Raw genomic sequence first — 25,061 nt, forward strand, 5'->3', positions numbered from 1 at the left:
ACGGTCCGGAGAAGGTGACCTGACATGGCGGGGTCGGGGGCGTGCGCGCCGTCGTGGTCGGGTCTGGCGGGAGCGCCGCGAGGAACGAGCGGCGCGGATGGTAGACGGCGCGCACGCCCCCGACCCCGCACCCAAGGCGACCACACGAAGCACCCAAGGCGACCACACCAAGCGCCCGAGGCGAGGGATCAGAGCTCGTCGTCCCCGTGCTGCTCGTCGTCGTCGATCACCGGCACGACGACGATCCGGTCCCCACCACCGGTCTGCGCGACACCCCCGGACTCGGGGAGCCGCGCGTCGCGCACGGCTTGCACGACCCGCCGGATGCGCTCGGCCTCCTTCGCGGGGTCGAGGAACGCGGCGGCGGACCACACCTGCGCGACGGTCCACCCGATGCGTTCGAGCCGTTCGGCGACCTGGCGGTCCCGGACGCGGACGCTGCGCTCGGCGACGTACGCGGCGTCGTCGGTGAGGACGGCGACGAGGAGCTCGCCGGGGAGGTCGGGGTGGCCGACGACGAGGGGGATCCGGTCGCCGTCGCCGATGCCGTAGTCGGTCTCGACGACGAGGCCGGCGCGCCAGAGGCGTTCGGCGAGGTCGAGGACGAGGCGGTCGGGGGTGCCGCCGACGTCGACGCCGTTGCCGAGCGTGACCTGGTCGGCGATCCCGCTGCGCTGCTCGGCGAGGTCGAGCACCTCGGCGAGGAGCTTCGCCCCGGCGCCGCGCAGGCGCTCGGGGTCGAGGTCGCCGGCGGTGAAGCACGAGACGACGTGGAGGCGGCGCCGGGTCGCGCCGACGCTGTCGAGGAGCATCGCGTCGGCGCCGGGCGTGTTGAGGATGCCGAACCGGTGCAGCACGCGTCCGTGGGGCGTGCGCCCGAACCCGACGGACAGGACGATGGTGTCGCGCACGAGGCCGGCGACGCCGGACACGTCGGCGACGACCACGGGCTCGGGACGGGACGCGGCGAAGAAGCCGGCGAGCGCGGGGTTCTGCCGCACCTCGACGAGCAGCGCCTCGCGGATGCGGTCGGCGTGCAGGGGCGTGACGGTGACGACGGCGAGCGACTCGTCGGGGCGGGTCAGGGCGTGCTCGATCGCGACCTCGACGACGCGGTCCACCTCGGCCTGCGTGCTCTCGACGGCGCCCGAGACGGGGTCGGGCATGCCCGCGCCGTCGACGACGTCGAGCTGGACGAGCGTCTCGGCCCGCGGCAGCGGGGAGGGGCGCAGGACGCCCGCGTACCCGTGCTCGGCGAGGAAGGTCGTGACGTAGGGGTCGCGGCGCGACCCGTCGGCGAGGAGCGTCACGGTGGGCAGCAGGTCGGCGAGGTCGCGCACGGTCGACGTCGACGCGGCACGCGGGTCGCCGACGGCGACGACCTGGCGCCCGCGTGCGAGCGCGGACAGCACGAGCTCGACGGGGGCGTGCTCGATCGCGTCGAGCACGACGAGGTCGACGGTGCGCGTGGCGGGCACGAGGTGCGGGACGAGCGTGGGCGTCGCGACGAGCACGGGACGCAGCCGTCGCAGCACGTCGGGGTGCTTCTCCGCGGTCTCGCGCAGGCTGACGAGGCGGCCCTCGAGCAGCTCGGTGAAGAGGTCCTCGGCCTCGTCGCGGTGCTCGCGCATGGCGACGCCTAGGTGCTCGCGCACCGCGGAGCGGACGGGCGCGCAGAGCGCGGCGACGTGGGCGCGGTCGAGGTCGCGGAACCGGCGTGCGAGCGCGTCGAGCCCGGCGCCGTCCTGGCCGGCGAGCGCCTGGTCCTGCGCGAGGACCTGCTCGAACACCGAGCTCCACCACGTGAGCTCGAGCTCGGGCCCCACGAGATCGGGTTCGACGTGCCGGTCCGTGAGGTCGGTGAGCAGGTCGTCCAGGCCTGCGCCCGTGAGCCGGCGCAGGATCGCCGTCCGCGCTGGCAGGGTGTCGAGCGACTCGGAGTCCTCCGCGAGCGCCTCGAGGCGTGCGGCGAGCGCGTCGAGGGGCACGTCGAGGAGTCCGGCGCCCTGGGGCGTCCCGGCGAGCACGGGCTCGAGCTCCTCGACGTCGATCCGCACGGCCTCGTGCGTGTCCTCGATGGCGGACAGTCCCTCGGGCAGGGTCGGCCAGCCGCCGCGGGGGCACTGCGCCTGCCAGACGGCGCGCTGCGCCTGCACCTCGATGAGGGCCGTGTGCAGGTCGGGCACGCGGACGCCGGGGCGGACCATGTCGCGCGCCTGGCGGCGCAGGCGACGGCGCACGAACCAGCCCATGTCGATGCCGCGCTCCTCGCGCCACGCGCGCGTCGCCGTCGCCTCGACGAGGTCCTGCGCGGTGCGCTCGAAGATCATCGGCTGGAAGACGTCGAGCGTGCCGCGCATGCCGCCGAGCATGGTGAGCTGGTCGCCCCACTGGCGCAGCGTCGTCGCGGGCGTGAGCCCGGTCTTCTGCGCGACCTGGTCGACCTGCGCGCGCAGCTGCGGGAGCGTGTGGGTGCGCAGACGCTCGACGCGCACGAGCGCGTCGTGCGCCTCCTGCGGGGTGGTCAAGCCGGCTCCGGACCAGGGCGTCGCCGTCGCGCGCGCGGTGAACGCGCCGAGCTCGGCCGCGGCGCGCAGGTCCTCGGCGAGCTGCGACCGCTGCGGCCCGACGGCGAGCACCGCCTCGGGCGTGAGCCGCACCCGGGTGTCGGGCGCGGGGTTCTCGGCGGTGAGACGCGCGAGGGCCTGGAGGGCGTCGTAGGCCGAGACGTTCCACGGCTCACGGACGAGGTGCAGCGCCTCGATGTACCCGGCGAGACGGGCCCGGGAGCCGAGGAGCGCGTCGCGGGTGCGCGCGAGCTCCTCGTCGTCGACCGCCTCGGGCTCGCTCGCCATGGCCGCGAGCAGCCGGTGGGAGGCCGTCTCACGCCACGTGGGCTCGGGGGCGATGTCGAGCACCAGGCCGCCGAGGCCCAGCGCGTCGAGACGCGCGACGAGCGCGTCGGCCGCCCGGCGGTGCCCGGGGACGTAGAGGACGTGCCGACCGGACGCCGCGGCCTCGGCGACGACGGCGGCGAGCGTGCCCGCGACGTCGGAACCCGCGGGCGCGTCGACGAAGAGGTGGGACCCGCTCGCGAGGGCGTCGACGACGTGCCGCTGCGAGGGGTCGAGGTCGCCCGCCCCGCGCTCGTGCACGGGGTCCGCGTCCCCGACGCGGGGGGTCGGCAGCTCGCGCCGCAGGGCGGCGGCGGACGTCTCGTCCCCGGCGATCGCCGCGACGACCTCGTGCCGCTCGAGCGCGGGCGCGAGCTCGTCGAGGTCGTCGACCAGCACCTGGCCGGGGTGGACGAAGGTCCCGACGAGGACGCGGTGCGTCAGCTCGAAGTCGCCGAGGACGGCTCGGCCCAGCGCGGTGATGCGCGCCATGGCGTCGCTCGGGTCGAACCCGGCGCCCGTGAAGGTGGAGCGCGCGAGCGTCACCGGGTCGAGCAGCGCCCCGTGCGCGCGCAGGGTGCGGGCGAGCAGCGGATTGATCTCCGCCGTCGGCTCGAGGGTGAGCTCGTAGTCCGTCTCGCCGTCGCCCCGCGGGGTGACGGTGAGGGGGCGCAGTAGGACGGGCGCGCGGACCGTCCGGGGCGTGGGCGCCTCCGCGGGGCCGTCCGGCGTGGTCTCGTCGCCGGGCCTCGCGGGTGCGGAGTCGTCCGGCGCGACGTCGTGCGGGTCCTCGGGTTCCGGTGCAGCGGGCTCGCCGTCCGCCTCGGGTGCCGGACCGGGCACGAACGGCCGGGTCAGGGTCGGGGCCCCGCGGCCGGCGACGCGTGCGAGCGCGGCGACGTCGTTCTCCGGCTGGGGCGCGCCGGGGTCCTGCGTCCAGGTCGCGACGCCGATCGCGAGGTACGTGGGCGCGACGCCGTAGCGCTGCGCGTGCTCGGCCGCGCGCACGACGACGGCACGCGCCCGCCGGCGTGCGGCCGGGAGCGAGCCGCCCTCGCGGAACAGGTTCGCGAGGCGCGTGGGCCGACCGGCGAAGAGCTGCGCGACGCCGGACGGGTGCGCCGCCGTGAGGTCGACGACCGCGTCGCCGAGGAGCGAGATGTCGGCGAGCGAGGAGCCTCCCGCGAGCTCGACCAGTCCGGCGCGCCAGCGCGTGACCGCCTCCTCGACGAGGGCGGCGGCGGTGGGCTCGGTCACGAGCACGGGGCGAGGACGGTCGGCGCCCTCGGCCGCGTCGTCGGGGTGCGCTCCTGCGGGGACCTCGGGGGCGTCGTCGTGCAGCCGAGCAGGATCGGCCACGCTCCGGGCGGCTGAGCTGGTGCGGGCTGCGGCGTTCACGCTCCGACGCTAACCGCAGAGGCGCACCGGGCCCGCCACGGCACGCCGGGCGGGTCCCGACACGATCACAGGGACGTCACGACCCGCTCGCGAGAAGATCGCGGTCTCGACGGCATCCCGCGAGGTCGCCGCGCCGCCCGGGGACGACGAAGGCCCCGAAACGCGATTCTCTGCGTTCCGAGGCCTTCGTCCATCGTCATTCCAGGAGGCTCTCCCGGAGAAGTGTGAAACAGCGCGCACCGCGCAGGGGGCAGGCGATGCGCGCTGTCGAGGACTATCTTGCACGGCGCCCTGGCTCGCGTCAACACGGCTCGACACACCTGGACGGGTGAATCGACGAATGGTCGGGAACCTCCTGAGAACGACCTGGACGATCGTCCACAAGAAGTGCGCGATTCCGCGAATCCGCCAGCGCCGACCGCGTGCGACGGTCCCTCCAGGCTACGACGTCACAGGATCTTCTCCCTTCCTCACGGCGGCAGGCACCGCCCCCCTGAGCGAGGTCCACACCGGGCGCCTACCGTGGGAGGACGCCCGTGGCCCGACGCCGGTCCTGCGGCGCGCGGCCGTCGCACCGGCCGGTGGCGGCGGGCGACGACTCCCCCGACGAGCCCCCGACGACCGGAAACCGCACCACGTGACGACACCCCCAGACAGCACCCGCGACACCGCGCCGGCGACCGAGGAGCCCTCGACCAAGGAGCGCGAGGCGCCCGCCCGGCTCTCGCTCACCCAGGTCCTGGCGAGCGCCCTCGCGGCCGTGAGCACCACCGTGCTTCTGTCGTACTTCGGCACGGCCGGGACCATCATCGGCGCCGGGATCGCGAGCGCTCTCACCGTCGTCGCGAACTACGTCTACACGCGCTCGATCCAGAAGACGCGCGACCAGCTCGTCCCGGCCGTGGGCAAGGTCGTCCACGTCACCACCGGGACGATCGTCCCGCGCGACCGGGGCGCGACGGCGCGCGTCGTCGCCGTGCCTCGCGGCACGGATCCGGCGGCCGCGCAGGACGTCGTCGACCCGACCGGCGATGTCGGCGCCGAAGCCGCAGCCGACGGGACCGGCCGGACCGGGCCGGCCCCGACCCTCGAGACCGTCGAGACTGTCCAGCCTCCTGCGACGTCCCGGTGGCTGCGGCTCGTCGACCGGTACGGCAAGGGACGGGTGCTGACGGTGACGGCGCTCGCGCTGTTCGTCGTGGTCATGGGCGTGGTCCTCGTCGTCGAGCTCGCCATCGGCAAGCCGATCTCCGACGCCGTGCGCGGCCAGGAGGGTGCGGGGACGTCGATCAGCCGCACCACGACGCCCGACGACGGCACCGTGACGCCGTCGCAGGACCAGCCGTCCGACGGCGGCACCCTGCCGACCGAGGACCCGTCCTCCGTCCCCACCGACGACATGACGACCGACCCCGACCCGGCGCCCACGCAGGAGCCGACGGACGTGCCGACCGGCGGCCCGACCGACGATCCGGCCCCCGTCGACCCGACGACGCCCGACGGGCAGACCGGTGCCACGGGCGGGACCGGCTCCGACGGCGACGGTGGCGGCGGGACCGGCGAGCCGTCGACGGGCGCGGGCGACACGCCGTCGGGCGGCGGCTCGGGAACCGGCGGCGCAGGGGCGGGCGACACCTCGGGCGGGTCGGCCGAACCCGACCCGGCGCCGACGACGTCGGGCGCTCCCGAGGCCTGACGCCTCGCGGCGTCTGCGCGCGGCTCAGCCCTGGTCGGCGGCGAGCGCGTCGGCGAGGAGCTCGACCAGCGTCTCGAGCTGCACGTCCCTGGCCGAGGAGTCGTCGTCGTCCGCCGCGCCGTCCAGCGCCCTCGCGGCCAGTCCGGACTTGCTGTCGATGAGCTCGGCGATCTTCGAGTCGATGGTCTGCGCGGCGATGATCCGCCACGCCGTGACGGGCTCGTCCTGACCGATCCGGTGGACCCGGTCGATGGCCTGCGTCTGCTCCGCGTCGGTCCAGGACAGCTCGGCCAGCACGAGGTTGGAGGCGACCTGGAGGTTGAGCCCCACGCCTGCCGCCGTCAGGGAGCACACGGCGACCGACACGTCGGGGTCGCCCGTGAACGCGGCGATGTTCCGCTCGCGCACCTTCGGTGTCTGGTCGCCGCGGATCGAGGCGTAGCGGATGCCGCGGTCGGCGAACGTCTGCTCCGCCTGGTCCATGACGTCGACGTGCTTGGCGAAGAACACGACCTTGCCGACGTTGCGCGCGAGCTGCGCGGTGTAGTCGGCGGCCGGCCCGGCCTTGGCCTGGCCGATCCGGCGGACCATCGTGAACACGTTCTCGCCGCGGGCCTTCGAGCTCGAGTCCTTGAGCTCCGCCGCCGCCACCCGGCGAGCGAGGTCCAGATCGACCCGGTCGCCGGCGGAGTCGTCGGCCGTGACCTCGACGACGGCGCCGCGCGCCTGGACGGCGGACCGGTAGCGCTCGACCATCCGGCGGGTCAGCGCGGCTTCGGCGGCGCGGATCGAACGGCCTTCTGCGCCGTCGAGCTCCACGGGCAGGTCGGCCACGCGGCGGGCGGGGATGTCGGCGACCACGTCGGCCTTGCGACGGCGGACGATCCCCATGTCGATCACGGCGGACCGTGCGGCGGCGTAGAAACCACGGTCCGCCGGGGTGAGGCCGGTGTCCTCGAGCGCGGTCATCAGCCTGCCGAGGGGCTTCGCGTCGTCGATCCAGCCGAGGAACTGCCAGATCGCCCGGAAGTCCTCGATGTCGTTGATGAGCGGCGTCCCGGTGAGCGCCATGAGCAGCGGCCGTGCGGTGCGCGCACGGATCCGCTCCGAGAGCGCGAGGACCCGTTGGGAGCGTTGCGAGGACTTGTTCTTGATGAAGTGCGCCTCGTCGACGACCATCCCGCGGAAGCCGAGCTCGCCGAGCCAGCCGACGTGCCGGTCCAGGATCTCGTAGTTCACGACGACGACGTCCGCGAACGCGTCCACCTGCTCGCCGTCGCCGTGGACGACCGTCACGCGCCGCAGCGGCGTCCACATGCCGACCTCGTGCGCCCAGTTCGCCTTCACGACGTTGGGGACGACCACCAGCAGGGGGAAGGCGTCGGCCGCCTGCGCCGCGAGCAGCGCCTGGGCGGTCTTGCCGAGGCCGGGCTCGTCGGCGAGCAGGAAGGTGCGATGGCCCCGGGCCGTGGCCGCGACGACCTGCGCCTGGTGCGGCATCAGGGCACGCCCGGGCGGAGCGGACACCACGCGAGGCTCCGGCAGCGCCATGCACGCCGGCGCGCCGGGGCCGGCCTGCTCGAAGGACCGGAAGAGCGGTTCGAGCAGCTCCCAGCCCGCGAGCCGCCGAGGTCGGGCCGCCCTCCGCTCCGCCGCTGCCTCGAAGTCCGGGGCGAGGAACGGGTTCGCCAGCTGGCGCGAGATCACGGACCGGGGCACGACGCGCTTCTCCGCGGCGGGCGCCTGCGCGGTCGGCTCGGCCGTTGCAGCGGGTGGCGCGGAGTCCTCGGGCGGCTCCAGACCGCCGGCGCGCATCACGGTCGCCCGGTAGGCGCGCGCCGCGTCGGAGACCCGCGCGTCCTCGGCGAGCAGCGTGAGCAGCGAGGTGTCCCGGGCGGCGATCCTCGCCAGCAGCGTCGCGACCCCGTCGAGCCTCTTGAGCTCCTGGTCGCGCTTGGACGCGGTCAGGGTGCGGTCCGACGTCACCCGCGCCCGCTCCTCCCGCACCAGCAGAGCCACGACCTGGAACTTCGTGCGCACCGTCGGCCGCGTCGGCGGTCGTCGCACCGCGCCGTCGAGCTCGCGCGCGATCCCCGCGAGCACCGGGACGATCCCCTGGTCCGAGGGCCGCGGGGCACGGCGGCGCTGGGCGCCGGCCTGAGCGCGCTGGGCACCGGGCTGGGGGCGCGCGCGGCCGGACCGACCTCGGCCTGTTCGAGCCACGACTCCTCCTTCGTTCGATTCCCGGAGCGACCGCTCCGGCATGCCGGGTCGCAGCCACCCGGCCTCGACGGGCACCGGGTCGCCGCACGGCGTCACCGTCCGTGCCTGCAGGTGCGCAGGCGTGCCGACGGCGTCCGGCGTCACGCGTCGGCCGTGCCGGGTGACCCACGTTCCGGTACCGACCATCCGCAGCACGCGACGATCAGCCGGCCGAGCGCTCACCAGGAGCCCTGACGACGCCAGGACGTCGCCGGACGCCTCCTGCGCGCCGGTCCCCCCGAGGCTCCTCACGGGACGAGCCTCGCCGTGAACACACCCACCCTGTGCGCCTGGGCAGATTCGAACTGCCGACACCCGCTTTAGGAGAGCGGTGCTCTATCCCCTGAGCTACAGGCGCGGGACTGGGCGACAAACCGGGCCGAGATCGGCGGCAGGGCTCTGCAGCCTGAGTTCCGGCCGGGTGTCTCCAGTCCTGCGATCGGGCGCGTACGGCGATGGCGCTGCTACGCCCGTCCGGGACGCAGCAAGGGTACCTGCAGAGCCGTGGAGTGTTCGACTCTGCGGGTACGAGTGGCTGCTAGGAGGCGTCGGCGTGGAGCGTGTCACGTGCTTGCTGCAGCACCGTCTCGACCACTCTCCGCTCGTCGGCGTCCAACTGGACGACGACGTCGAGCAAGCGCTCGACGATCGGACCGAAGTGTCGCCAGCCCAGTTCGAGCGCCTGGGCGGTCACGATGATCTGGACGTGACGCCTGTCGCGCGGGTCGCGCCGCCTCTCGATGTGCCCGGCCTCCTCGAGGCGCCGCAGCAGCGCCGTGGTGGCTTGGGTCGACATGCCGAGCGAACGCGCGAGGTCTCCGGCGTAGAGCGGAGTCGCGGCGCGCTCGGCATCGAGCAGGACGACCAGCGCCCGCAGATCGGTCGCGGGGATCTGCGCCTGCGCAGCAGCGTCGGCGACCTGATGGTGGTACGCGAAGGCGAAGGCGCGCATCAGATGGACGGTGCCCAGAGCCTCGCGTCGATCAGGGTCGGGGGGCACCACCAGGGATCGCTGCATGAGCAAAGCGTAGCGATTATCTCACCGAGTGAGTTAATGTCGCCGGCATGAGTCGGACCCAAGCGGCCACGTCCCAGCGCACAGAGTTCCTCGCAGCGCTCGACGCTGCTCTCTCCCAGGCAGGCGAGGGGCACACCGAGGTATCGCCGGTGGACGTCGAGACGGATTACGGTCTGACTCGTGTCACGTCGCGGGGTGCTCCGGGCGCGGTGCCCGTGGTGCTGCTTCCTGGCCACGGGGCCACGTCGGCGTCGTGGGGCGCGGTTGCTCGCCGGCTGGCACGAAACCACCGCGTGCTCGTGGTGGAGCTCGTCGGCGACGTCGCCCACTGCGCCGCCCGGGCCGCGGACCGGTCGGCGCGCGATCGCACCGGCACAGCGGCGACCGCGAGGACCGCAGAGGACCTCGTGCAATGGCTGGACGACGTCCTGCAGGCGCTAGCTCCCACCGGCCAGGTGGTCCTCGGCGGGCACTCCTACGGTGCGGGGCTCGCACTGGTGTACGCGCTCGCCCGGCCGGATGCGGTCAGCCGGCTGGTCCTCGTCGACCCGACGGACTGCTTCGCCAGGCCGTCCGTCCGCTACGTGGTGCGGGCACTGCCGCTGCTGGTGCGTCCCACGCCGCAGCGATGGCGCGCGTTCGTGCGGTGGGAAGCGAGCGGTGTCGCGCTCGACGACGCGTGGCTCCACGTCGCCGCCCTCGGCGCCGGGCTGCCTGCGGACCGCGTCGTGCGCCCCCGTCGACCGTCCCCCCACCAGCTGGAGCGACTGTCGTGCCCGACGCACGTCCTGCTCGCCGCCCGGAGCCGGGCCCACGACCCACGACGGGTCGCCGAGCGCGCCCGCCGCGTCCCGGCCGTCACGGTGCAATGGCTGCCGAGCTCCAGCCACCATTCCGTGCCCGCGGCGCAGGTCGAGGAGCTCAGCGACGCCGTCGCCCGGTTCATCGCGTGCGAGAGCGAGCGAGGCGACACGGTCGCATGACCGCCATCACCTAGAGCGGCTGGAGGTCGAACCGCCCCCAGGCCAGCACGAGGAAGAGGCTGAGGTAGAACATGTCAATGAGCATCAGTTTCCACTCGCTGCGACGGAAGCGGGTGGTCGCGGCGCCGGCCATGAAGAGCGCGAGGCCGCTGGCCGCGAGGGGTGTCAGGATCGGTGCGACGCCGACTGCCGCCGGGAGGATGAGGCCGAGGCTCCCGATGATCTTGACGACACCGATGATCTTGAGGTGGCGGTCGTCGAGGTCGTCGACCCAGTGCTGGCTGGCCCCGAGGGCGCGGTACCGCTCCTTGGGCATCCGAATCAGGCTGGTGCCGCCCGCGGTGTAAGCGATGGCGAGTGCGCCGGCGAGGATCCACAGGGCGAGGTTCACGAACTTCTCCTTCGTCGGTTACGTCGGCCCGATCGGGCCCGTCGTCGTGATGACGGGGCAGACCGAGGAGAGGTAACGATGAGCACCCAGACCGACCTGGCAGAGGACTTCGAGGCGGAGCGCGGGCGTCTGCTGGCGATCGCGACCCGGGTACTCGGGAGCGCGAGCTCCGCGGACGATGTCGTGCAGGAGGCGTGGGTGCGTCTCGCACGTCAGGACCCCGCATCGATCGAGAACCTCCCCGCATGGCTGACCACCGTGGTGGGGCGGTTGAGCATCGACGTCCTGCGCTCCCGGGCGGCCAAGGGCGAGACGTCCTTCGAAGAGCAGTTCCGCGACCCGGTCGTCACGGCCGACGTCGTCTCCACCGACGGGGACCCGGAGAGCCACGCGATCGACAGCGAGGCGCTCGGCCTGGCTCTGCTCACCGTGCTGGGCTCGCTCCGGCCAGACGAACGGCTCGCCTTCGTGCTGCACGACGTGTTCGGGGTCCCGTTCGCCGAGATCGGCGTGATCATCGACAAGTCGGTCGACGCCGCGAAGATGGCAGCGAGCCGTGCTCGCCGCAAGATCCGTGGCGCCGCGCGCCCCACTGGTAGCCACCACCAGCAACGACGTGTCGTCGACGCGTTCCTGGCCGCCGCGCGCGACGGCGACTTCGAGGCCCTGCTCGAGGTCCTCCACCCGGACCTGGTCTGGGAGGTGCGCGGCCCGCGGGGCGTGACGGTGAGGCGAGGCCGCGCAGAGCTCGTCCGGGCCGTCGTGCGGGGCAGCGAGCTGGGGTTCACCGCTCGCCGGGTCCTGGTGGACGGGCAGCCCGGAGTGCTCGCGTTCGCTCCCACCGGTCGTCCGGTAGGCCTGATGACCTGCACCATAGAGCACCGACGCATGACGGCTATCGCCGCCGTCGCCGACAGGGCGACGCTCGCCCGGATGAAGCTTCCGGACCTGGCATGACCTGTTTGCCGACGGATCTGGCCAGGTTCCGGTAGTCATCGGTGAGCCCGGACCGCGCGCTCGACGAGGGCGACGCCTGGTCCAGGCCTCGATCGCGGCGACGCGTTCGCCCAGGCTCGACGCGGCAGCCACAGGGCCGGGGCGCGGTGTGTTGACCGCCCACCGCTCAATCAGCGGTAGCGAGACCCGCTCGGTGAGAGCGACCCCCATAACCCGGACCGCCCAATCAGGTGCACCACCGGGACCAGGCCGGCCACCCACACGAGACTTCGGCTCGTCGAACGCCGCCCCCCTGACTGATGCCGCCGCGCCTCCGCGCAACCGTGGCATGAGGTTGAGGCGCGACAGACTCCCCGCGTTCTCGTGGACAGAGTGGAATGTCGCGCGCGTCAGGCGACGGCGCGGACGGCCCCGGTCAGGGCCGCTAGGTCGACGGCGTCGGCGATCTCGCGGGCGCCGGCGTCGTTGAAGTGCAGCCCGTCGCCGCTGTCGAGGTCGGCCCGCAGGCGCTCGGGCCGGGCGGGGTCGGCGAGGATCGCTGCCACGTCGACGACGGTGTCGAAGGCCCCGCTGCGGCGCACCCAGTCGTCGACGTCGGCGCTCGCCCGCCGCACCTCTGGTGCGTCGTAGCCGTCGTAGCTCACGCTGCCGGTAGGGCCGAGCGTCGTGCCGACGACGGTGAGCCCGGCGTCCCGGACGTGGGCCGCCAGCTCGGCGAGGCCGGCCACGACGTCCCCCGGCCCCGGCCTGGTCTCGCCGACCGTGCCTGGCAGCCCGAGGTCGTTGAGCCCGATGTGCACGAGGACGTGGGCCACCCCGGGGACCGCGAGCACGTCGCGGTCGAGCCGCGCCAGCGCGCTCTCGCCGACCTCGTCGACGAGCAGCCGGTTGCCGGCGATGCCGGTGTTGACCGCCCACCCGCGGGCGAGCCGCGCGGTGAGGCGGTCCGAGATGCGGCAGTTCGCGCCGAACGTGGTCCCGGTGCCCTCGACGAACGAGTCGCCGAACGTCACGACGACCGGCTCGCGGTGCGGGGCGAGCACGTCGACGCCCGCGACGAACGAGCGGGTCTCGAGCTCCTCGGGCGCCGCACCGCCGGGCCCGGCGAGGTCGGTCGCCGCGGCGCGGTCGCCGGGGACGACGTACGCGCGCTCGCGCGGGTCGGCCTGGTAGGTCGCGAGGCCCGTCGGCGCGGGCAGGTACAGAGAGAGCGTCAGGTCGACGCCCGCCCGGACCGCCAGCTCGACCGGGTCGCTCACGACCTCCCCGCCGGGCGGGATCGTCACGGACGTCGAACCGTCGAAGCGCAGCGACCGGTCGCTGCCAGCGACGACGGTGGCCCCGGCGGCGCGCACCGCCAACCGCGCCCGCCCGACGACCAGAGGGACGAGCCCGTACCGGTTGGTCAGCGTGACGCGCGCCGCGGAACCGCCGCCGGCCGGGCGGATCACCTGGCGGACGGTCTCGTCGTCGAACGCGCGGGGCGCGAAGAACTGGATCGTCTCGTGCGGGTCGACGGTCGCGGCGCGGAAGACGGACACCCAGGTGCCGTCATCGGCGTGCCGGGACGTGCTGCGGGCTGCTGCGGTCATGATGGCCTCCTCCGTGACGGGCCGGGGTGGCACCGCCACGACCTACGATGAAGTCCAACTATTGGACTGTCAATATATTGGACCATACTCCTCGAGGGAGGCACGCATGACAGACCCCCGCCGCTCGGCCCGCAAGCAGGCCGAGCCCGACCTGGAGACGCTCGCCGGACGACTGCTCTTCGGCGTGCACCGCGACGTCTTCGAACGCGTCGCGCACGCAGGGTTCGACGACGTCGGGTCGCGGCACGCCGGGATCATCGCCTTCCTCGACGACGAGGGCGTGCGGCCGGGCGACGTCGCCCGGCTGATCGGGCGGAGCAAGCAGACCACCGGCGCGACGCTCGACGAGCTCGAGCGCCTCGGCTACGTCACCCGCCGGCCCGACCCGGCCGACCGGCGCGCGCGCCTCGTCGTCCCGACCGAACGGGGCCGCGCCCTCGCCGAAGCCTTCGACGCCGCGGTCGCCGAGGTCGAGGAAGGACACCGCTCCGCGCTGGGCGCGACCGAGTACGACGCGCTCCTCGCGTCGCTGCGTCGCCTCGTCGCCGGCATCGGCGACCGCTGACCGCCCGATGTGGGATACACCCGCAAGCGGTAGCGCCGTGACCGTGCGCCCGCCGCCGCCCATCTCATGCATCGGCAGCGGGACAGGCTTCATCTGGGTGACACTGGGCGCGTGTCTCGCCAGCGACCCGAAGCGCCAACCGCCAGCCCTTCCGTCCTCGTGCTGACTCTCGCGCATCGTGTCGAGGTCGCACTGGCCGGATCGCTGCGCGAGCACGGGGTCTCGGTCAGCGAGCTCGGTCTGCTTGCTCACATCGCGGCCGTACCGGGAGCGTCGTTCAGCCAGCTGGCGCGGATGTCCGGGATCACGGTGCAGAGCGCCCATGCGGCGGTGCGCGGCCTGGTTGCCAAGGGCTTGGTCATGGACAGCACAGCGCGACCGGGCGCAGCGTCCACGATCGAGCTCACCGCGCTCGGGCACGATCGGTTGGCAGGCGCCATGACCGCGGTCGAGGCGGTGGACCACGAGATCTTCGGTGCGGCAGCCGCCCCGTCGATGAGAGCGCTTGCCGGCGCGTTGCGCGACGTCGTCCGGGGCGGCTGAGCCGCGCCCAGCCCGGTCGGCGACCTCGTTCGGCGGCTGATACGAGGCGACGTCACCGGGTGATCTCCTCCCAGGTCGGCCACTGCTGCCCGGTTGCCTGACGAACCAGCTCGCCCGGCACCGTGAACGGCGGCGCCTTCAGGGGATTCCGCGCCGCCTGGGCCAGGATCGTCTCCTTGATCTCGGTGGCCGGCGCCTGCCTCGGAAGGAGCAGGTCGACCCGGTCGAGGTCGAGGCCGGGCAGCGCCTCGGCGCTCAGGTCGTGGCCCGCTCCGGCACTGACGTAAGCGATCTCGGGGCGCTTGCGCGTCGCTACCAACGGATCGAGATGGAGGGCAACGGCGTCCCAGACGATGCCGACGCGGTCGTCGGAGACCCCGGCGGCGGCGAGGTGCCCCGCAGCCAGGTCGGCGCCGTCGATGTTGAACGGCTGGTCGCCCTCCCCCGCCCTGGTGAGCCCCACGTCGTGCAGGACGCAGCCGAGGAACAGCAGCTCGTCGTCGAAGTCCGCCTCGGGTCGCAGTCCGTCGAGGTGCGCCAGCCGACGAGCGTAGAGGTAGGTACGGACACTGTGGGCGAAGATCGTGGCACTCGCGATGCCGTGGACGAAACGCAGTGTCGCCGTCGCGAGGTCAGTGCTGGGGAGCGCGAGCCGGTCGGTCAGGGTGAGGGGGTCGGTCGCTGTCACGGGGAGTGGTTCCTCTCGTATGCAGTGGCGCCACCTTCAGATAGCCTGAAGGTGTGGAAAGCCTACTCCTGTCCCTTCACGTCGTCGCCGGCATCCTTTTCGTCGGTCCGTCGGCGGTCGCCGCCAGCCTGTTCCCCCGCTTCGCTCCGACGATCCCGGCGACCGAGCCGAAGGAGCGGTCGGAGAGCGTGGCGCGGATGCTGCACCGCATCACCCGGGTGTACGGGGTGCTCGCGCTCGCCGTACCGGTTATCGGGATCACGCTCGCCGTCGTCCAGGGCCGCTTGGGCGAGATCTGGATCATCGTGGCCATGGTGCTCACCGCCGTCGCCGGTGGTCTCCTCGCGCTCCAGATCGCACCGCGCCAGCGTGATGCGCTCGACCGACCCGACGACGGCAGGCAACTTCGTCGGATCGCGATGCTCGCCGGCATCTTCAACCTGATCTGGGTCGCGGTCGTGGTGCTGATGATCGTGCGGCCGGGCTCGGACTACGCGGCATGATGCGCTCACGCGAGGTCATGCCGTCGCCGCAGCTGCTCCGCGCGATCGAGGTGCTCTCGCTTCTCGAGCTCGCGAGCCTCGCGGCGCTGCTGATCAATCTCACGACGACTCGCCACGAGGTACTTGTCGGTGCCCTCGGCCCGGCCCACGGCGTGCTCTACCTCACCGTTGCGGTCACCGTGCTCTTCGGTCGCGGTCTGCGGACGAGCTCTCGGCTCCTCCCGCTGACCCCCGTCCTCGGCGGCGTGCTCGCCCTGTGGCGCGTGCGGGTGGAGCGAAGTCGGGCGAGGGCCGGGGACGCTCAGGTGGGGAGCGTCCGCACCCGGTGACACCATGGCACTGCATCGTCGGTGCGTCGTCGACCCGAGCGGGTCCGATCGGAGGCCGGAGCATGGCGACCTACACCACCCGCGCGCTCACCACCGAGACGTGGGAGGACTTCGCAGCGCTCGTCGAGGCGCACCACGGCGTGTGGGGCGGGTGCTGGTGCATGAGATTTCATCCCGAGGGCGTCGGGCGGGACAGCACCGCCGCCGGCAACCGCGAGGCCAAGCGGGCGCACACGGTGGCGGGGACCGTGCGCCAGGTGCTCGTCTACGCCGACGACGAGTGCGTGGGCTGGTGCCAGTACGGGACGCCCGACGAGCTGCCGAACATCCAGAACCGCAAGACGTACGACGCCGGCCTCGTCGACCTGCCGCGGTGGCGCATCGGCTGCATCTTCACCGCGAGCACGCACCGGGGGCAGGGGGTCGCGCGTGCCGCGGTGGCCGCGGCGCTCGACGAGATCGCCAGGGCCGGCGGCGGGAGCGTCGAGGCGTACCCGGAGCAGACCGCCGAGCGGCCTCCGCAGCGGGGCGCCTACCTGCACACGGGCCCGGAGGCGCTCTACGAGCAGTTCGGGTTCGTCCGGGACCGCAAGATCGCCAAGTGGCGCTGGGTGATGCGGGTCGAGCTCGCCGGAGCGTCACGTTGACGGTCATGCGTCGGAGGGCCGACGGCGCGAGCGTCGATTCGCCCGCAGCGTCGCGGCGCTCCGAGGCGGGCCCGGCAGGCTTGCCGCCGATCGGTGCGTGCGCCGCCTCCCGCGCGCCGTCCTCCTCGCGCCCGGCGACGTCGTGCGCGCGAGGATGGCCGCATGCCGCAGCCCGCCGACGCACCCCGACGCCTCCTCCTCGACTGCGACCCCGGCCACGACGACGCGATCGCGATGCTCCTCGCGCACGGGAGCCCCGCCGTCGAGCTCGTCGCCGTGACGACCGTCGCCGGGAACCAGACGCTCGAGAAGGTCACGCGCAACGCCCTCGCGGTCGTGGAGGTCGGCGGGATCGACGTCCCCGTCGCCGCCGGCTGCGACCGCCCGCTCGTCCGACGACGCACGGTCGCGCCGGACATCCACGGCGAGTCCGGGATGGACGGGCCCGAGCTGCCCGCGCCGCGGCGCGCCGTCGACCGTCGGCACGCGGTCGACCTGATCGTCGAGACCGTCATGGGCGCGGAGCCCGGTGAGATCACGCTCGTGCCGACCGGTCCGCTGACGAACGTGGCGATGGCCGCGCGCAAGGAACCGCGGATCGTGCCGCGCGTGCGGGAGGTGGTGATGATGGGCGGCGGCTACCACGTCGGCAACCGCACGCCCGTCGCGGAGTTCAACGTGCTCGCCGACCCGGAGGCCGCGCACGTCGTCCTGAACGAGGCGTGGCCCCTGACGATGGTGGGCCTGGACCTCACGCACCAGGCCGTCGCGACGCCCGACGTCCGCGAGCGGGTCGCGGCGCTCGGCACCGCGCCGGCCCGGTTCGTCGCCGAGCTGCTCGACTTCTACGGCGCGACGTACCGCTCGGCGCAGGGCTTCGCCTACCCGCCGGTGCACGACCCGTGCGCGGTCGCGTACGTGATCGACCCGGACGTCCTGACGACACGGCGCGCCTCCCTGGGCGTCGAGCTGCGCGGTGAGCTGACGACCGGCATGACCGTCGCCGACCTGCGCGGCGACGAGCCCGGACCGGACGAGTGCCGCACCCAGGTCGCCGTCACGCTCGACCACGCCCGCTTCTGGGACCTGGTGATCGACGCTCTCCGGCGCCTCCCCGCCCGCTGAGTGCATGAAATAGTCGCGCCCAAGCCGTGCGAACGCGACTATTTCATGCACTCAGCGGGTGGTGGTTGGGCGGGCGTGGGTGACGAAGCGGTAGCGCAGGCCGGTGGACGACGACGCCCACTCGCCCGGGGCGGCGGTCCACCCGTCCGGGACCGCCGGGGCGAACGTGTCGCCCTCGATCACGGCGTCGATCTCGGTGACGACGCACCGGTCCGCGGCGGCGATCGTCGCGGCGTAGAGCTGCGCGCCCCCGATCACCCAGACCTCACCCGAGCCGCCGAGCCTCGCCGCCTCGCGAGCGGCCGCGAGCGCCGCGTCGGGCGTCCCGGCCACCAGCACAGGAGCACCCTCCGCGCCACCGGGGCGACCGCCGTCGGACGCCCGGTCCCCGGGGACCCACCCCGCCTGCCGCGTCACGACGACGTTCGCCCTCCCGGGCAGCGGCCGGAACCGTGGCGGCAACGAGTCCCACGTGCGCCGCCCCATCACGACGGGGTGCCCTGACGTGACCCGGCGGAAGTGCGCGAGGTCCTCGGGCAGGTGCCACGGCATCGTCCCGCCGGCACCGATGACGGGCCGCCCGGCGAGGTCGCGCGCCTGCGCCCAGATCAGGCCGAGCGTCGGGCCCTCGTGCGCACGGCCGGTCGTCGTCCTCACCACGTCTGCTCGACCGCGTCAGACCGCGATCGGCGCCTTGATCGTCGGGTGGTGCTGGTACCCGACGACCTCGATGTCCTCGTACTCGTACGCGTCGATCGAGTCGCGCGGCGCGAGGCGCAGGGTCGGGTAGGGGTAGGGCGCGCGCGTGAGCTGCTCGCGCACCTGCTCGACGTGGTTGTCGTAGATGTGCACGTCGCCCCCCGTCCACACGAAGTCGCCGACCTCGAGCCCGGTCTGCGCGGCGACCATGTGGACGAGCAGCGCGTAGGAGGCGATGTTGAACGGCACGCCGAGGAACAGGTCCGCCGAGCGCTGGTAGAGCTGGCACGACAGCTTTCCGTCGGCGACGTAGAACTGGAAGAACGCGTGGCACGGGGGCAGGGCCATGTTCTCGATCTCCGCGACGTTCCACGCGCTCACGATGTGCCGGCGCGAGTCGGGGTTCGTGCGGATCTGCTCGACGACCTGGGCGACCTGGTCGACGTGCCGCCCGTCCGGCGTCGGCCACGAGCGCCACTGGACGCCGTAGACCGGGCCGAGCTCGCCGTCGACGTCCGCCCACTCGTCCCAGATGCTCACGCCCTGCTCCTGGAGCCAGCGCACGTTGGAGTCGCCGCGCAGGAACCACAGGAGCTCGTACGCGATCGACCTGAGGTGCACGCGCTTCGTGGTGATGAGCGGGAAACCCTGTGCCAGGTCGAAGCGGATCTGCCGTCCGAACACGCTGCGCGTGCCCGTCCCGGTCCGGTCGCCCTTGGGCGTCCCGTGCTCGAGGACGTCGCGCAGGAGGTCCTCGTAGGGCGTGGGGACGGCGGACGTCGAGTCGGTGACCACGGCCGCCATTCTAGGCGCGCGCCCTCGCGACCGCGGCGAGCACCGTCTCGACGTGCGTGGTCGCGAGAACGGTGCCAGTGTTCACGGTCGCAGGGGGGAAACTCGCATCCCGGATGAAACGGAGATTTACCATGGGCTGGATCGCCTACATCGTGCTCGGCCTCGTCGCGGGACTCATCGCTCGTGCGGTCCTCCCGGGGAAGCAGACCGGATCGGTGATCATCACGATCCTCCTCGGCATCCTCGGCGCGCTCCTCGGCGGTTGGCTGGGCTCCGTGCTGTTCGGCACGAGCCTCGGAGACCTCGGCGACTTCCGTACGTGGCTCCTCGCGATCCTCGGCTCGCTCATCACGCTCGGCGTCTACGGCGCGGTCACCCGCCGCAGCCACGCCTGACCGGCACGCCCCACGGGCCCGACGTCGTCCCCGGACGGCGTCGGGCCCGTCGTGTCCGTCGGGAGCCGACGAGTGGGAGGATCGTCGTATGACGACCCAGCCTGCCGAGAACGCCCTGAACCCTGCCGACGAGGGCGACGTCCCCCCGCCCTCCCACGCCCCGGCCGACCCGCTGTGGGTCGAGCGCACCGGGGACCGGACGTACACGGGGCACTCGGCCCGTGGCGCCCAGGTCTCGATCGGCCCGGCGAGCGAGGGCGCGGTGTTCACGCCCGGCGAGCTGCTGAAGATCGCCCTCGCCGCGTGCGCGGGCATGAGCACCGACCGCACGTTCGCGCGCCGGCTCGGCGACGACTACCAGGTGACGATCCACGTCGAGGGCGCCAAGCTCCTCGAGGAGGAGCGCTACCCGAAGATCACAGGCACGTACGACATCGATCTGACCGCGCTCGACGACGACGCGCGCGACCGGCTCGTCACCGTCGCCGCGCGAGCGATCGACAAGGCGTGCACGGTAGGACGGACGGTCAAGGCCGGGGCCGAGGTCGAGTACCTCCTCCAGCCGGAGGGCGCCGGCCGACAGGTCGAGACGCAGGTCTGACGCTTGCGATGACGGGAGGCGCCATGGCGCACCAGCAGAACCCCTCGAGAACCCCCGCGCCGTACGGCGCCCCGGAGTACGGGACGCCACCGCCCGCGGGCCCACCCGCCGACGCGTCGACGAAGGACGCCGTCGAGTGGTCCGCCTACCGGCCCACCCCGCTGCTCGACGCCGCGCTCGACAAGGCCGTGACGATCCCGTCGCACGTGATCCGCGCGCACGTGGACAGCGTGCGCCGTCGTAACCCCGAGGCGACCCCGGCGCAGATCGTCCGGATCCTCGAGCGCGAGTACCTCCTCGTCATCCAGGCGGCCGGCGGCGCCGTGGGAGCCGTGGCGGGGTTCCCCGCCGTGGGCACCGGGGTGGGGATCGTGCTCACGTCGAGCGACATCGCGACGTTCTTCGCGTCGTCGGCGGCCTTCGCGCTCGCCGTCGCGGACGTGCACGGCATCGCGGTCGACGACGTCGCTCGCCGCCGCGCCCTGCTCCTCGCCACGGTCCTCGGCGAGAAGGGGGCCCGCGACGTCGAACGTGCGACCCAGGGATCTGGCCTCGCGTGGGGCAAGGTCCTGCTCACGAGCATGCCGGCGGGGACTCTGGTCAAGGTGAACAAGGCGCTCGGCAACCGCTTCCTGCGCACGCAGCTCGCGAAGCAGTCCGGTCTCGCGATCGGGCGACTGGTCCCGTTCGGCATCGGCGCGGTCGTCGGCGTCGCAGGGGCCCGTGCGCTCGGCCACGGCGTCATCGGTCAGTCGCGCCGCGCGTTCGGCCCGCCGCCGTCGGTGTTCGGCCGCCTGCTCGAGGTCGTGGAGTCGCCCGTCGAGGACGCGCCGCCGCAGCTCGTGGCCGTGCCCGACGACGCCGCGAGCCCTCGCCGCCGCCGTCGCCTCCTGCCGGGGCGCGGGGGGCGGGACCGCTCCGCCGCGCGCGACGCGGAGTGACGGTCGACGGGTCTCCGGACGACGCAGGCCCCCGCGAGCGGTTCGGCGACGGCTCCCCCGGCGTCCGGAGCGGTGCCGGACGTGGCGTGCGGCGCGTCGCCGTCGGGCGCGACCTCGACGTCGACGCGTCGGTCGCGTTCGCGTGGGTCGCCGACCCGCGCACGCACCCCCGCTTCATCCCGCTGACCCGCATGACGACACCCACGGCGCGCGGGCCCGAGGTGGGCGACCGGTTCACGATGGTGAGCGGTCCGCTCGGGCACCGCGGAGCCCCGGGGTTCACCGATCGCATGGTCGTCGAAGCGATCGAGCGACCCTCCACGGTGGTAGGCCGCACGGGGAGGACGCGCGTGCGCAAGCTCGGGCCCGTCCTGCTCGGCGACGCGGGGTTCGACGTCGTCCCCCGCGGCCCGGGTCGCTGCCGCGTCGTGTGGTGGGAGGAGGCGTACCTCGCCGGCCCCCTCCCGCGGGTTTTCACCGCAGCGCTCGTCGGGCTCGCGCTGCGCGCGATGATGCACGTCTCGTTGCGCCGCCTCGACGCCCGCCTCTCCCGCCGCGACCCTCGGCCCTGAAGGCCACCGGACGTGCCGAACCCGGGGTCGTTCCCCCCTCGCGGCTGCGGGTGGGGAAACGACCCCGGGTTCGGCGGGTCGGGGTGAGCCTCAGGCGGTCGGTTCGTCCTCGACCGGGGCATCCTCGACCTGCGCGTCCGACGGCGAGGCGGTGCCTCCCGGGTCGGACGTCGCCGCGTCGGTGCTGGCCGGGCCGGCGAGGACCAGGTAGAGCTCGCGGCGCGTGCGCTCGAGCAGCTCGGCCGCAGCCTTCGCCTGCTCGTCGGTGCCCGTGCGGGCCACCTGGTGGACCGCCGCGGCGACGGCCTCGACCCCCGCGCGCAGCTCGCGGCGGGACCGGCCCGCGCGACCGGCGGCGTCGGCGAACGGGTCGCCGAGCTCGGCGGCGTGCTCCGCGACGTACGTGGTGCCCGCCTCGGTGAGCGTCGCGAGGCGGCGCCCGCCGTCGGCCGAGAGCTCGACGAGCCCCTCGTCCTGGAGCAGGTTGAGCGCGGGGTAGACCGCGCCCGGGCTCGGGCGCCACTGGCCCTCGCTGCGCTCGGCGATCTCCTGGATCACCTGGTAGCCGTGCACGGGCTGCTCGGCCAGGAGCAGCAGGACGGCGGCGCGGACGTCGCCGCGACCGGCGCGGCCCGGACCGCGTCCGCCGTGCCGACGGCCGCCGTGCCCGCCGGGGCCGAACCCGGGTCCGAAGCCCAGCCCACCGGGACCGAAGCCGGGACCACCGCGACGCTCGGGGCCGAAGCCCCGGCCGCCGTCGGCCGGACCGCCGAAGCCGCCGCGACCGCCGCTGCGCGGCGCGCCGCCGCGACCACGGCCGGGGCCGGCGTCGCCGCGGAACCAGGCCGCGTCGTCGGGCACGGGTGGGAAGCCGTCACGACGACGGCGGCCCGGGCGCGGCCCGGGTCGCCCGCCGGAGGGCTGGGAGAAGTTCTGGGACATGTCGTCCGGGGTACGGCCCCGGTGCTGGTGTGCGTAGCTCATGGGATGCGTCTCCTGTTCGTGGGCCCCAGGCGTGTGCCGCAGGGCGGTGGCGGGCCGTCGGCCTCGCGGGCACCGCGAGCGCTCTGGCGTTGGAAGTCGGATCCAGGAGCTGGCTCAGCGATACGCTAACGATATATCGATAGAATATCGCTGTCAACGATCGCTCGTCGTTCGCGCGGTCCCAGGACGCGCCGGCCCGCCGGACGTACGCTGGCAGCCAGCAGGTCACCGGGCGGCTACCCCGCCCGGCCCCGATCCGGGCCGCACCACCCCCGCGGCCCGACTGTCCGCGAGGAGGCGGCGATGCGCCCAGGCCACCCCCGGCACTACCTCATGTGCCGGCCGACGTACTTCACCGTGAGCTACGAGATCAACCCGTGGATGGACCGGCGCAACCCGGTCGACACCCCGCTCGCGGTCGCCCAGTGGGAGCGCCTGCGCGACGCCTACCGCGACCTCGGGCACACGGTCGAGACGATCGACCCCGTCCCCGGGCTGCCCGACATGGTCTACGCGGCGAACGGCGCGACCGTGGTCGACGGTCTCGTCTACTCCGCGCGCTTCACCCACCCCGAGCGCGGCCCGGAAGGTCCCGCCTACCTCAAGTGGTTCGCCGACCACGGTTACGTGACCCACCTCGCCGAGCACGTCAACGAGGGCGAGGGCGACCTGCTCACCGTCGGCGACGTCGTCCTCGCCGGCACCGGCTTCCGCACCGACCGCGCCGCGCACGACGAGGCCGCCGCGCTGTGGGGTCGCGACGTCGTGACGCTCGAGCTCGTCGACCCGCGCTTCTACCACCTCGACACCGCGCTGATCGTGCTCCGCGGGAGCGAGGGGACGCCTCCCGGCGCGCGGGGCGCGGGCATTCAGGGTCCCGGCCGGCGGGTGCCCGACGACGCGGCGCACCCTTCGCTGACCGGCCCGCCCGGCGTCGACGTCGCCTACTACCCGCCGGCGTTCTCGCCCGCGGCGCGCGAGATCCTGCGCGACCGCTTCCCCGACGCGCACCTCGCGACCGAGGAGGACGCCGTCGTGCTGGGGCTCAACGCCGTGAGCGACGGGAAGCACGTGGTGCTCAACCCCCGCGCCGAGCACCTCGCCGCAGCGCTGCGCGATCGCGGCTACGAGACGATCGGCGTCGACACGTCCGAGCTCCTGCGCGGCGGCGGCGGGGCGAAGTGCTGCACGCTCGAGGTCCGCTCCGCCCCGCCCGTGCCCGCGACGACGTCCGGGAGCGCGTCGTGACCGCGCAGGACGTCCGCGCGACGGACGCGCTCGCGCACAACTACCACCCGCTCCCCGTGACGGTCGCGACCGCCGACGGGTCCTGGGTCACGGACGTGCACGGGCGCCGCTACCTCGACTTCCTCGCAGGCTACTCCGCGCTGAACTTCGGGCACCGGCACCCCGCGCTCGTCGAGGCCGTGACCCACCAGCTCGGGCGCGTGACGCTCACGTCGCGCGCGTTCGACCACGACCTCCTGCACCCGTTCGCCGACGCGCTCGCCGCGCTCGTCGGGCCGCTCACCACGGGCGGTGACGACGCGATGGTGCTTCCCATGAACACCGGCGCGGAGGCAGTCGAGACCGCGATCAAGACGGCGCGCAAGTGGGGCTACGACGTCAAGGGCGTGCCGCCCGGGGAGGCGACGATCGTCGTCGGCTCGGGGAACTTCCACGGGCGCACGACGACGATCGTGTCCTTCTCCGACGACCCCGACGCGCGCGCGGGGTTCGACCCGTACACACCCGGGTTCCGGCTCGTCCCGTACGGCGACGCCGAGGCTGTGGCGGCCGCGATCGACGAGACGACCGTCGCCGTGCTGATGGAGCCGATCCAGGGCGAGTCGGGCGTCGTCGTGCCGCCCGCGGACTACTGGCCACGGCTGCGGTCGATCACCGCCGAGCGCGACGTGCTGCTCGTCGCCGACGAGATCCAGTCCGGCCTCGGCCGCACCGGTGCGACCCTCGCCACCGAGACGTGGGCCGTGCGGCCCGACCTCGTGACGCTCGGCAAGGCGCTCGGTGGCGGGATCCTGCCGGTGTCCGCCGTCGTCGGGCGGCGCGACGTGCTCGAGGTGCTCACGCCTGGCACGCACGGGAGCACGTTCGGGGGGAACCCCCTCGCGTGCGCGGTGGGCCTCGCCGTCGTCGAGCTGCTGGCCACCGGCGAGCCGCAACGTCGGGCGCGCGAGCGCGGCGGCGTCCTGCACGCACGGCTCTTCGCGCTCGTGGAGGCCGGGCTGCTCGACGGCGTGCGCGGACTCGGGCTGTGGGCGGGGATCGACCTCGACCCCGCGCGCGGGACGGGCCGCGACCTGTGCGAGGCGCTGCTCGCGCGCGGCGTCCTCGCCAAGGACACGCACGGCTCGACCATCCGGCTCGCGCCCCCGCTGACCATCACGGAGGACGACCTCGAGACCGGCCTGTCCGCCCTGGAGAATGCGCTCACGGGGCTCGCGCGCGGTCGGTAGAGTCCG

Annotated in this window: 24 protein-coding genes and 1 tRNA gene; 15 read left to right on the forward strand and 10 right to left on the reverse strand. The window is 73.9% G+C overall.

The window, feature by feature from the left end:
* Positions 1 to 188: 188 nt before the first annotated feature.
* The gene (locus tag AC4H2H_RS09810; protein ID WP_494370623.1) at positions 189 to 4,292 is read right to left on the reverse strand and encodes a PDDEXK-like endonuclease domain-containing protein; all 4,104 of its coding nucleotides are present in this window, start codon (positions 4,290 to 4,292) and stop codon (positions 189 to 191) included.
* 637 nt (positions 4,293 to 4,929) lie between these two features.
* Between AC4H2H_RS09810 and AC4H2H_RS09815 the strand changes: the two genes are divergently transcribed.
* A complete protein-coding gene (locus AC4H2H_RS09815; RefSeq protein ID WP_494370624.1) occupies positions 4,930 to 5,988 on the forward strand; it encodes a hypothetical protein in 1,059 nt (352 codons plus the stop codon).
* Positions 5,989 to 6,012: 24 nt separating this feature from the next.
* Here the strand turns inward: AC4H2H_RS09815 and AC4H2H_RS09820 are convergent, their stop codons facing one another.
* From AC4H2H_RS09820 to AC4H2H_RS09830, 3 genes are all read right to left on the reverse strand, one after another.
* Positions 6,013 to 8,211 carry a DEAD/DEAH box helicase gene (locus AC4H2H_RS09820; RefSeq protein ID WP_494370625.1) on the reverse strand — a complete coding sequence of 733 codons (2,199 nt, stop codon included), beginning with the start codon at positions 8,209 to 8,211 and terminating at the stop codon, positions 6,013 to 6,015.
* A gap of 324 nt (positions 8,212 to 8,535) precedes the next feature.
* Positions 8,536 to 8,608, reverse strand: a tRNA-Arg gene (locus AC4H2H_RS09825).
* A gap of 180 nt (positions 8,609 to 8,788) precedes the next feature.
* The gene (locus tag AC4H2H_RS09830; RefSeq protein ID WP_494370626.1) at positions 8,789 to 9,268 is read right to left on the reverse strand and encodes a MarR family transcriptional regulator; all 480 of its coding nucleotides are present in this window, start codon (positions 9,266 to 9,268) and stop codon (positions 8,789 to 8,791) included.
* 47 nt (positions 9,269 to 9,315) lie between these two features.
* On the opposite strand from AC4H2H_RS09830, the gene AC4H2H_RS09835 reads away from it, so the two are divergent.
* Positions 9,316 to 10,251, forward strand: coding sequence for an alpha/beta fold hydrolase (locus AC4H2H_RS09835; RefSeq protein ID WP_494370627.1), 936 nt, complete (start codon positions 9,316 to 9,318; stop codon positions 10,249 to 10,251).
* A gap of 10 nt (positions 10,252 to 10,261) precedes the next feature.
* Here AC4H2H_RS09835 and AC4H2H_RS09840 read toward each other — a convergent pair whose 3' ends face one another.
* Positions 10,262 to 10,642, reverse strand: a complete 381-nt coding sequence (locus tag AC4H2H_RS09840) for a DoxX family protein (RefSeq protein ID WP_494370628.1) — start codon at positions 10,640 to 10,642, stop codon at positions 10,262 to 10,264.
* A 78-nt stretch (positions 10,643 to 10,720) separates the two neighbouring features.
* Between AC4H2H_RS09840 and AC4H2H_RS09845 the strand changes: the two genes are divergently transcribed.
* Positions 10,721 to 11,599: a sigma-70 family RNA polymerase sigma factor gene (locus AC4H2H_RS09845; protein WP_494370629.1), complete on the forward strand. Its 879-nt coding sequence runs from the start codon at positions 10,721 to 10,723 to the stop codon at positions 11,597 to 11,599.
* 389 nt (positions 11,600 to 11,988) lie between these two features.
* Here the strand turns inward: AC4H2H_RS09845 and AC4H2H_RS09850 are convergent, their stop codons facing one another.
* Positions 11,989 to 13,191, reverse strand: coding sequence for a GDSL-type esterase/lipase family protein (locus tag AC4H2H_RS09850; protein WP_494370630.1), 1,203 nt, complete (start codon positions 13,189 to 13,191; stop codon positions 11,989 to 11,991).
* Between the two features lie 106 nt (positions 13,192 to 13,297).
* On the opposite strand from AC4H2H_RS09850, the gene AC4H2H_RS09855 reads away from it, so the two are divergent.
* Together AC4H2H_RS09855 and AC4H2H_RS09860 are read left to right on the forward strand one after the other, a co-directional pair.
* Positions 13,298 to 13,756, forward strand: a complete 459-nt coding sequence (locus tag AC4H2H_RS09855) for a MarR family winged helix-turn-helix transcriptional regulator (protein WP_494370631.1) — start codon at positions 13,298 to 13,300, stop codon at positions 13,754 to 13,756.
* A 111-nt stretch (positions 13,757 to 13,867) separates the two neighbouring features.
* Entirely contained in the window at positions 13,868 to 14,299 is a 432-nt protein-coding gene (locus AC4H2H_RS09860; protein WP_494370632.1) for a MarR family winged helix-turn-helix transcriptional regulator, read from the forward strand.
* A 52-nt stretch (positions 14,300 to 14,351) separates the two neighbouring features.
* Here AC4H2H_RS09860 and AC4H2H_RS09865 read toward each other — a convergent pair whose 3' ends face one another.
* The gene (locus AC4H2H_RS09865) at positions 14,352 to 14,987 is read right to left on the reverse strand and encodes an HD domain-containing protein (RefSeq protein ID WP_494370633.1); all 636 of its coding nucleotides are present in this window, start codon (positions 14,985 to 14,987) and stop codon (positions 14,352 to 14,354) included.
* A 53-nt stretch (positions 14,988 to 15,040) separates the two neighbouring features.
* Here AC4H2H_RS09865 and AC4H2H_RS09870 point away from each other — a divergent pair, with 53 nt between their 5' ends.
* The 4 genes from AC4H2H_RS09870 to uriH all read left to right on the forward strand — a co-directional run bounded on the left by AC4H2H_RS09870 (position 15,041) and on the right by uriH (position 17,591).
* Entirely contained in the window at positions 15,041 to 15,490 is a 450-nt protein-coding gene (locus tag AC4H2H_RS09870) for a hypothetical protein (protein ID WP_494370634.1), read from the forward strand.
* Entirely contained in the window at positions 15,487 to 15,819 is a 333-nt protein-coding gene (locus tag AC4H2H_RS09875) for a hypothetical protein (RefSeq protein ID WP_494370635.1), read from the forward strand. Before AC4H2H_RS09870 ends, AC4H2H_RS09875 begins: the two co-directional genes overlap by 4 nt.
* A gap of 62 nt (positions 15,820 to 15,881) precedes the next feature.
* Positions 15,882 to 16,466 carry a GNAT family N-acetyltransferase gene (locus AC4H2H_RS09880; protein ID WP_494370636.1) on the forward strand — a complete coding sequence of 195 codons (585 nt, stop codon included), beginning with the start codon at positions 15,882 to 15,884 and terminating at the stop codon, positions 16,464 to 16,466.
* Between the two features lie 162 nt (positions 16,467 to 16,628).
* Entirely contained in the window at positions 16,629 to 17,591 is a 963-nt protein-coding gene (gene uriH / locus AC4H2H_RS09885; protein ID WP_494370637.1) for a uridine-preferring nucleoside hydrolase UriH, read from the forward strand.
* 51 nt (positions 17,592 to 17,642) lie between these two features.
* Here the strand turns inward: uriH and AC4H2H_RS09890 are convergent, their stop codons facing one another.
* Together AC4H2H_RS09890 and AC4H2H_RS09895 are read right to left on the reverse strand one after the other, a co-directional pair.
* Positions 17,643 to 18,248, reverse strand: coding sequence for a dihydrofolate reductase (locus AC4H2H_RS09890; protein ID WP_494370638.1), 606 nt, complete (start codon positions 18,246 to 18,248; stop codon positions 17,643 to 17,645).
* 18 nt (positions 18,249 to 18,266) lie between these two features.
* Entirely contained in the window at positions 18,267 to 19,085 is an 819-nt protein-coding gene (locus AC4H2H_RS09895) for a thymidylate synthase (protein ID WP_494370639.1), read from the reverse strand.
* A 131-nt stretch (positions 19,086 to 19,216) separates the two neighbouring features.
* Between AC4H2H_RS09895 and AC4H2H_RS09900 the strand changes: the two genes are divergently transcribed.
* The 4 genes from AC4H2H_RS09900 to AC4H2H_RS09915 all read left to right on the forward strand — a co-directional run bounded on the left by AC4H2H_RS09900 (position 19,217) and on the right by AC4H2H_RS09915 (position 21,594).
* Complete coding sequence (locus tag AC4H2H_RS09900; protein WP_494370640.1) at positions 19,217 to 19,480, forward strand: GlsB/YeaQ/YmgE family stress response membrane protein; 264 nt, start codon at positions 19,217 to 19,219, stop codon at positions 19,478 to 19,480.
* 88 nt (positions 19,481 to 19,568) lie between these two features.
* Entirely contained in the window at positions 19,569 to 20,081 is a 513-nt protein-coding gene (locus tag AC4H2H_RS09905; protein ID WP_494370641.1) for an OsmC family protein, read from the forward strand.
* Between the two features lie 23 nt (positions 20,082 to 20,104).
* The gene (locus AC4H2H_RS09910) at positions 20,105 to 21,022 is read left to right on the forward strand and encodes a hypothetical protein (protein WP_494370642.1); all 918 of its coding nucleotides are present in this window, start codon (positions 20,105 to 20,107) and stop codon (positions 21,020 to 21,022) included.
* 86 nt (positions 21,023 to 21,108) lie between these two features.
* A complete protein-coding gene (locus AC4H2H_RS09915; protein WP_494370643.1) occupies positions 21,109 to 21,594 on the forward strand; it encodes an SRPBCC family protein in 486 nt (161 codons plus the stop codon).
* Between the two features lie 90 nt (positions 21,595 to 21,684).
* Here AC4H2H_RS09915 and AC4H2H_RS09920 read toward each other — a convergent pair whose 3' ends face one another.
* A complete protein-coding gene (locus AC4H2H_RS09920; protein ID WP_494370644.1) occupies positions 21,685 to 22,578 on the reverse strand; it encodes a PadR family transcriptional regulator in 894 nt (297 codons plus the stop codon).
* Positions 22,579 to 22,881: 303 nt separating this feature from the next.
* Between AC4H2H_RS09920 and AC4H2H_RS09925 the strand changes: the two genes are divergently transcribed.
* Both AC4H2H_RS09925 and rocD read left to right on the forward strand, forming a co-directional pair.
* Positions 22,882 to 23,826 carry a dimethylarginine dimethylaminohydrolase family protein gene (locus AC4H2H_RS09925; protein ID WP_494370645.1) on the forward strand — a complete coding sequence of 315 codons (945 nt, stop codon included), beginning with the start codon at positions 22,882 to 22,884 and terminating at the stop codon, positions 23,824 to 23,826.
* Positions 23,823 to 25,055 (forward strand): ornithine--oxo-acid transaminase, encoded by a 1,233-nt coding sequence (rocD, locus tag AC4H2H_RS09930; protein WP_494370646.1) that lies wholly within the window; start codon positions 23,823 to 23,825, stop codon positions 25,053 to 25,055. Before AC4H2H_RS09925 ends, rocD begins: the two co-directional genes overlap by 4 nt.
* Positions 25,056 to 25,061 lie beyond the last annotated feature (6 nt).

It is taken from the genome of Cellulosimicrobium sp. BMG9.22 (assembly GCF_059159975.1).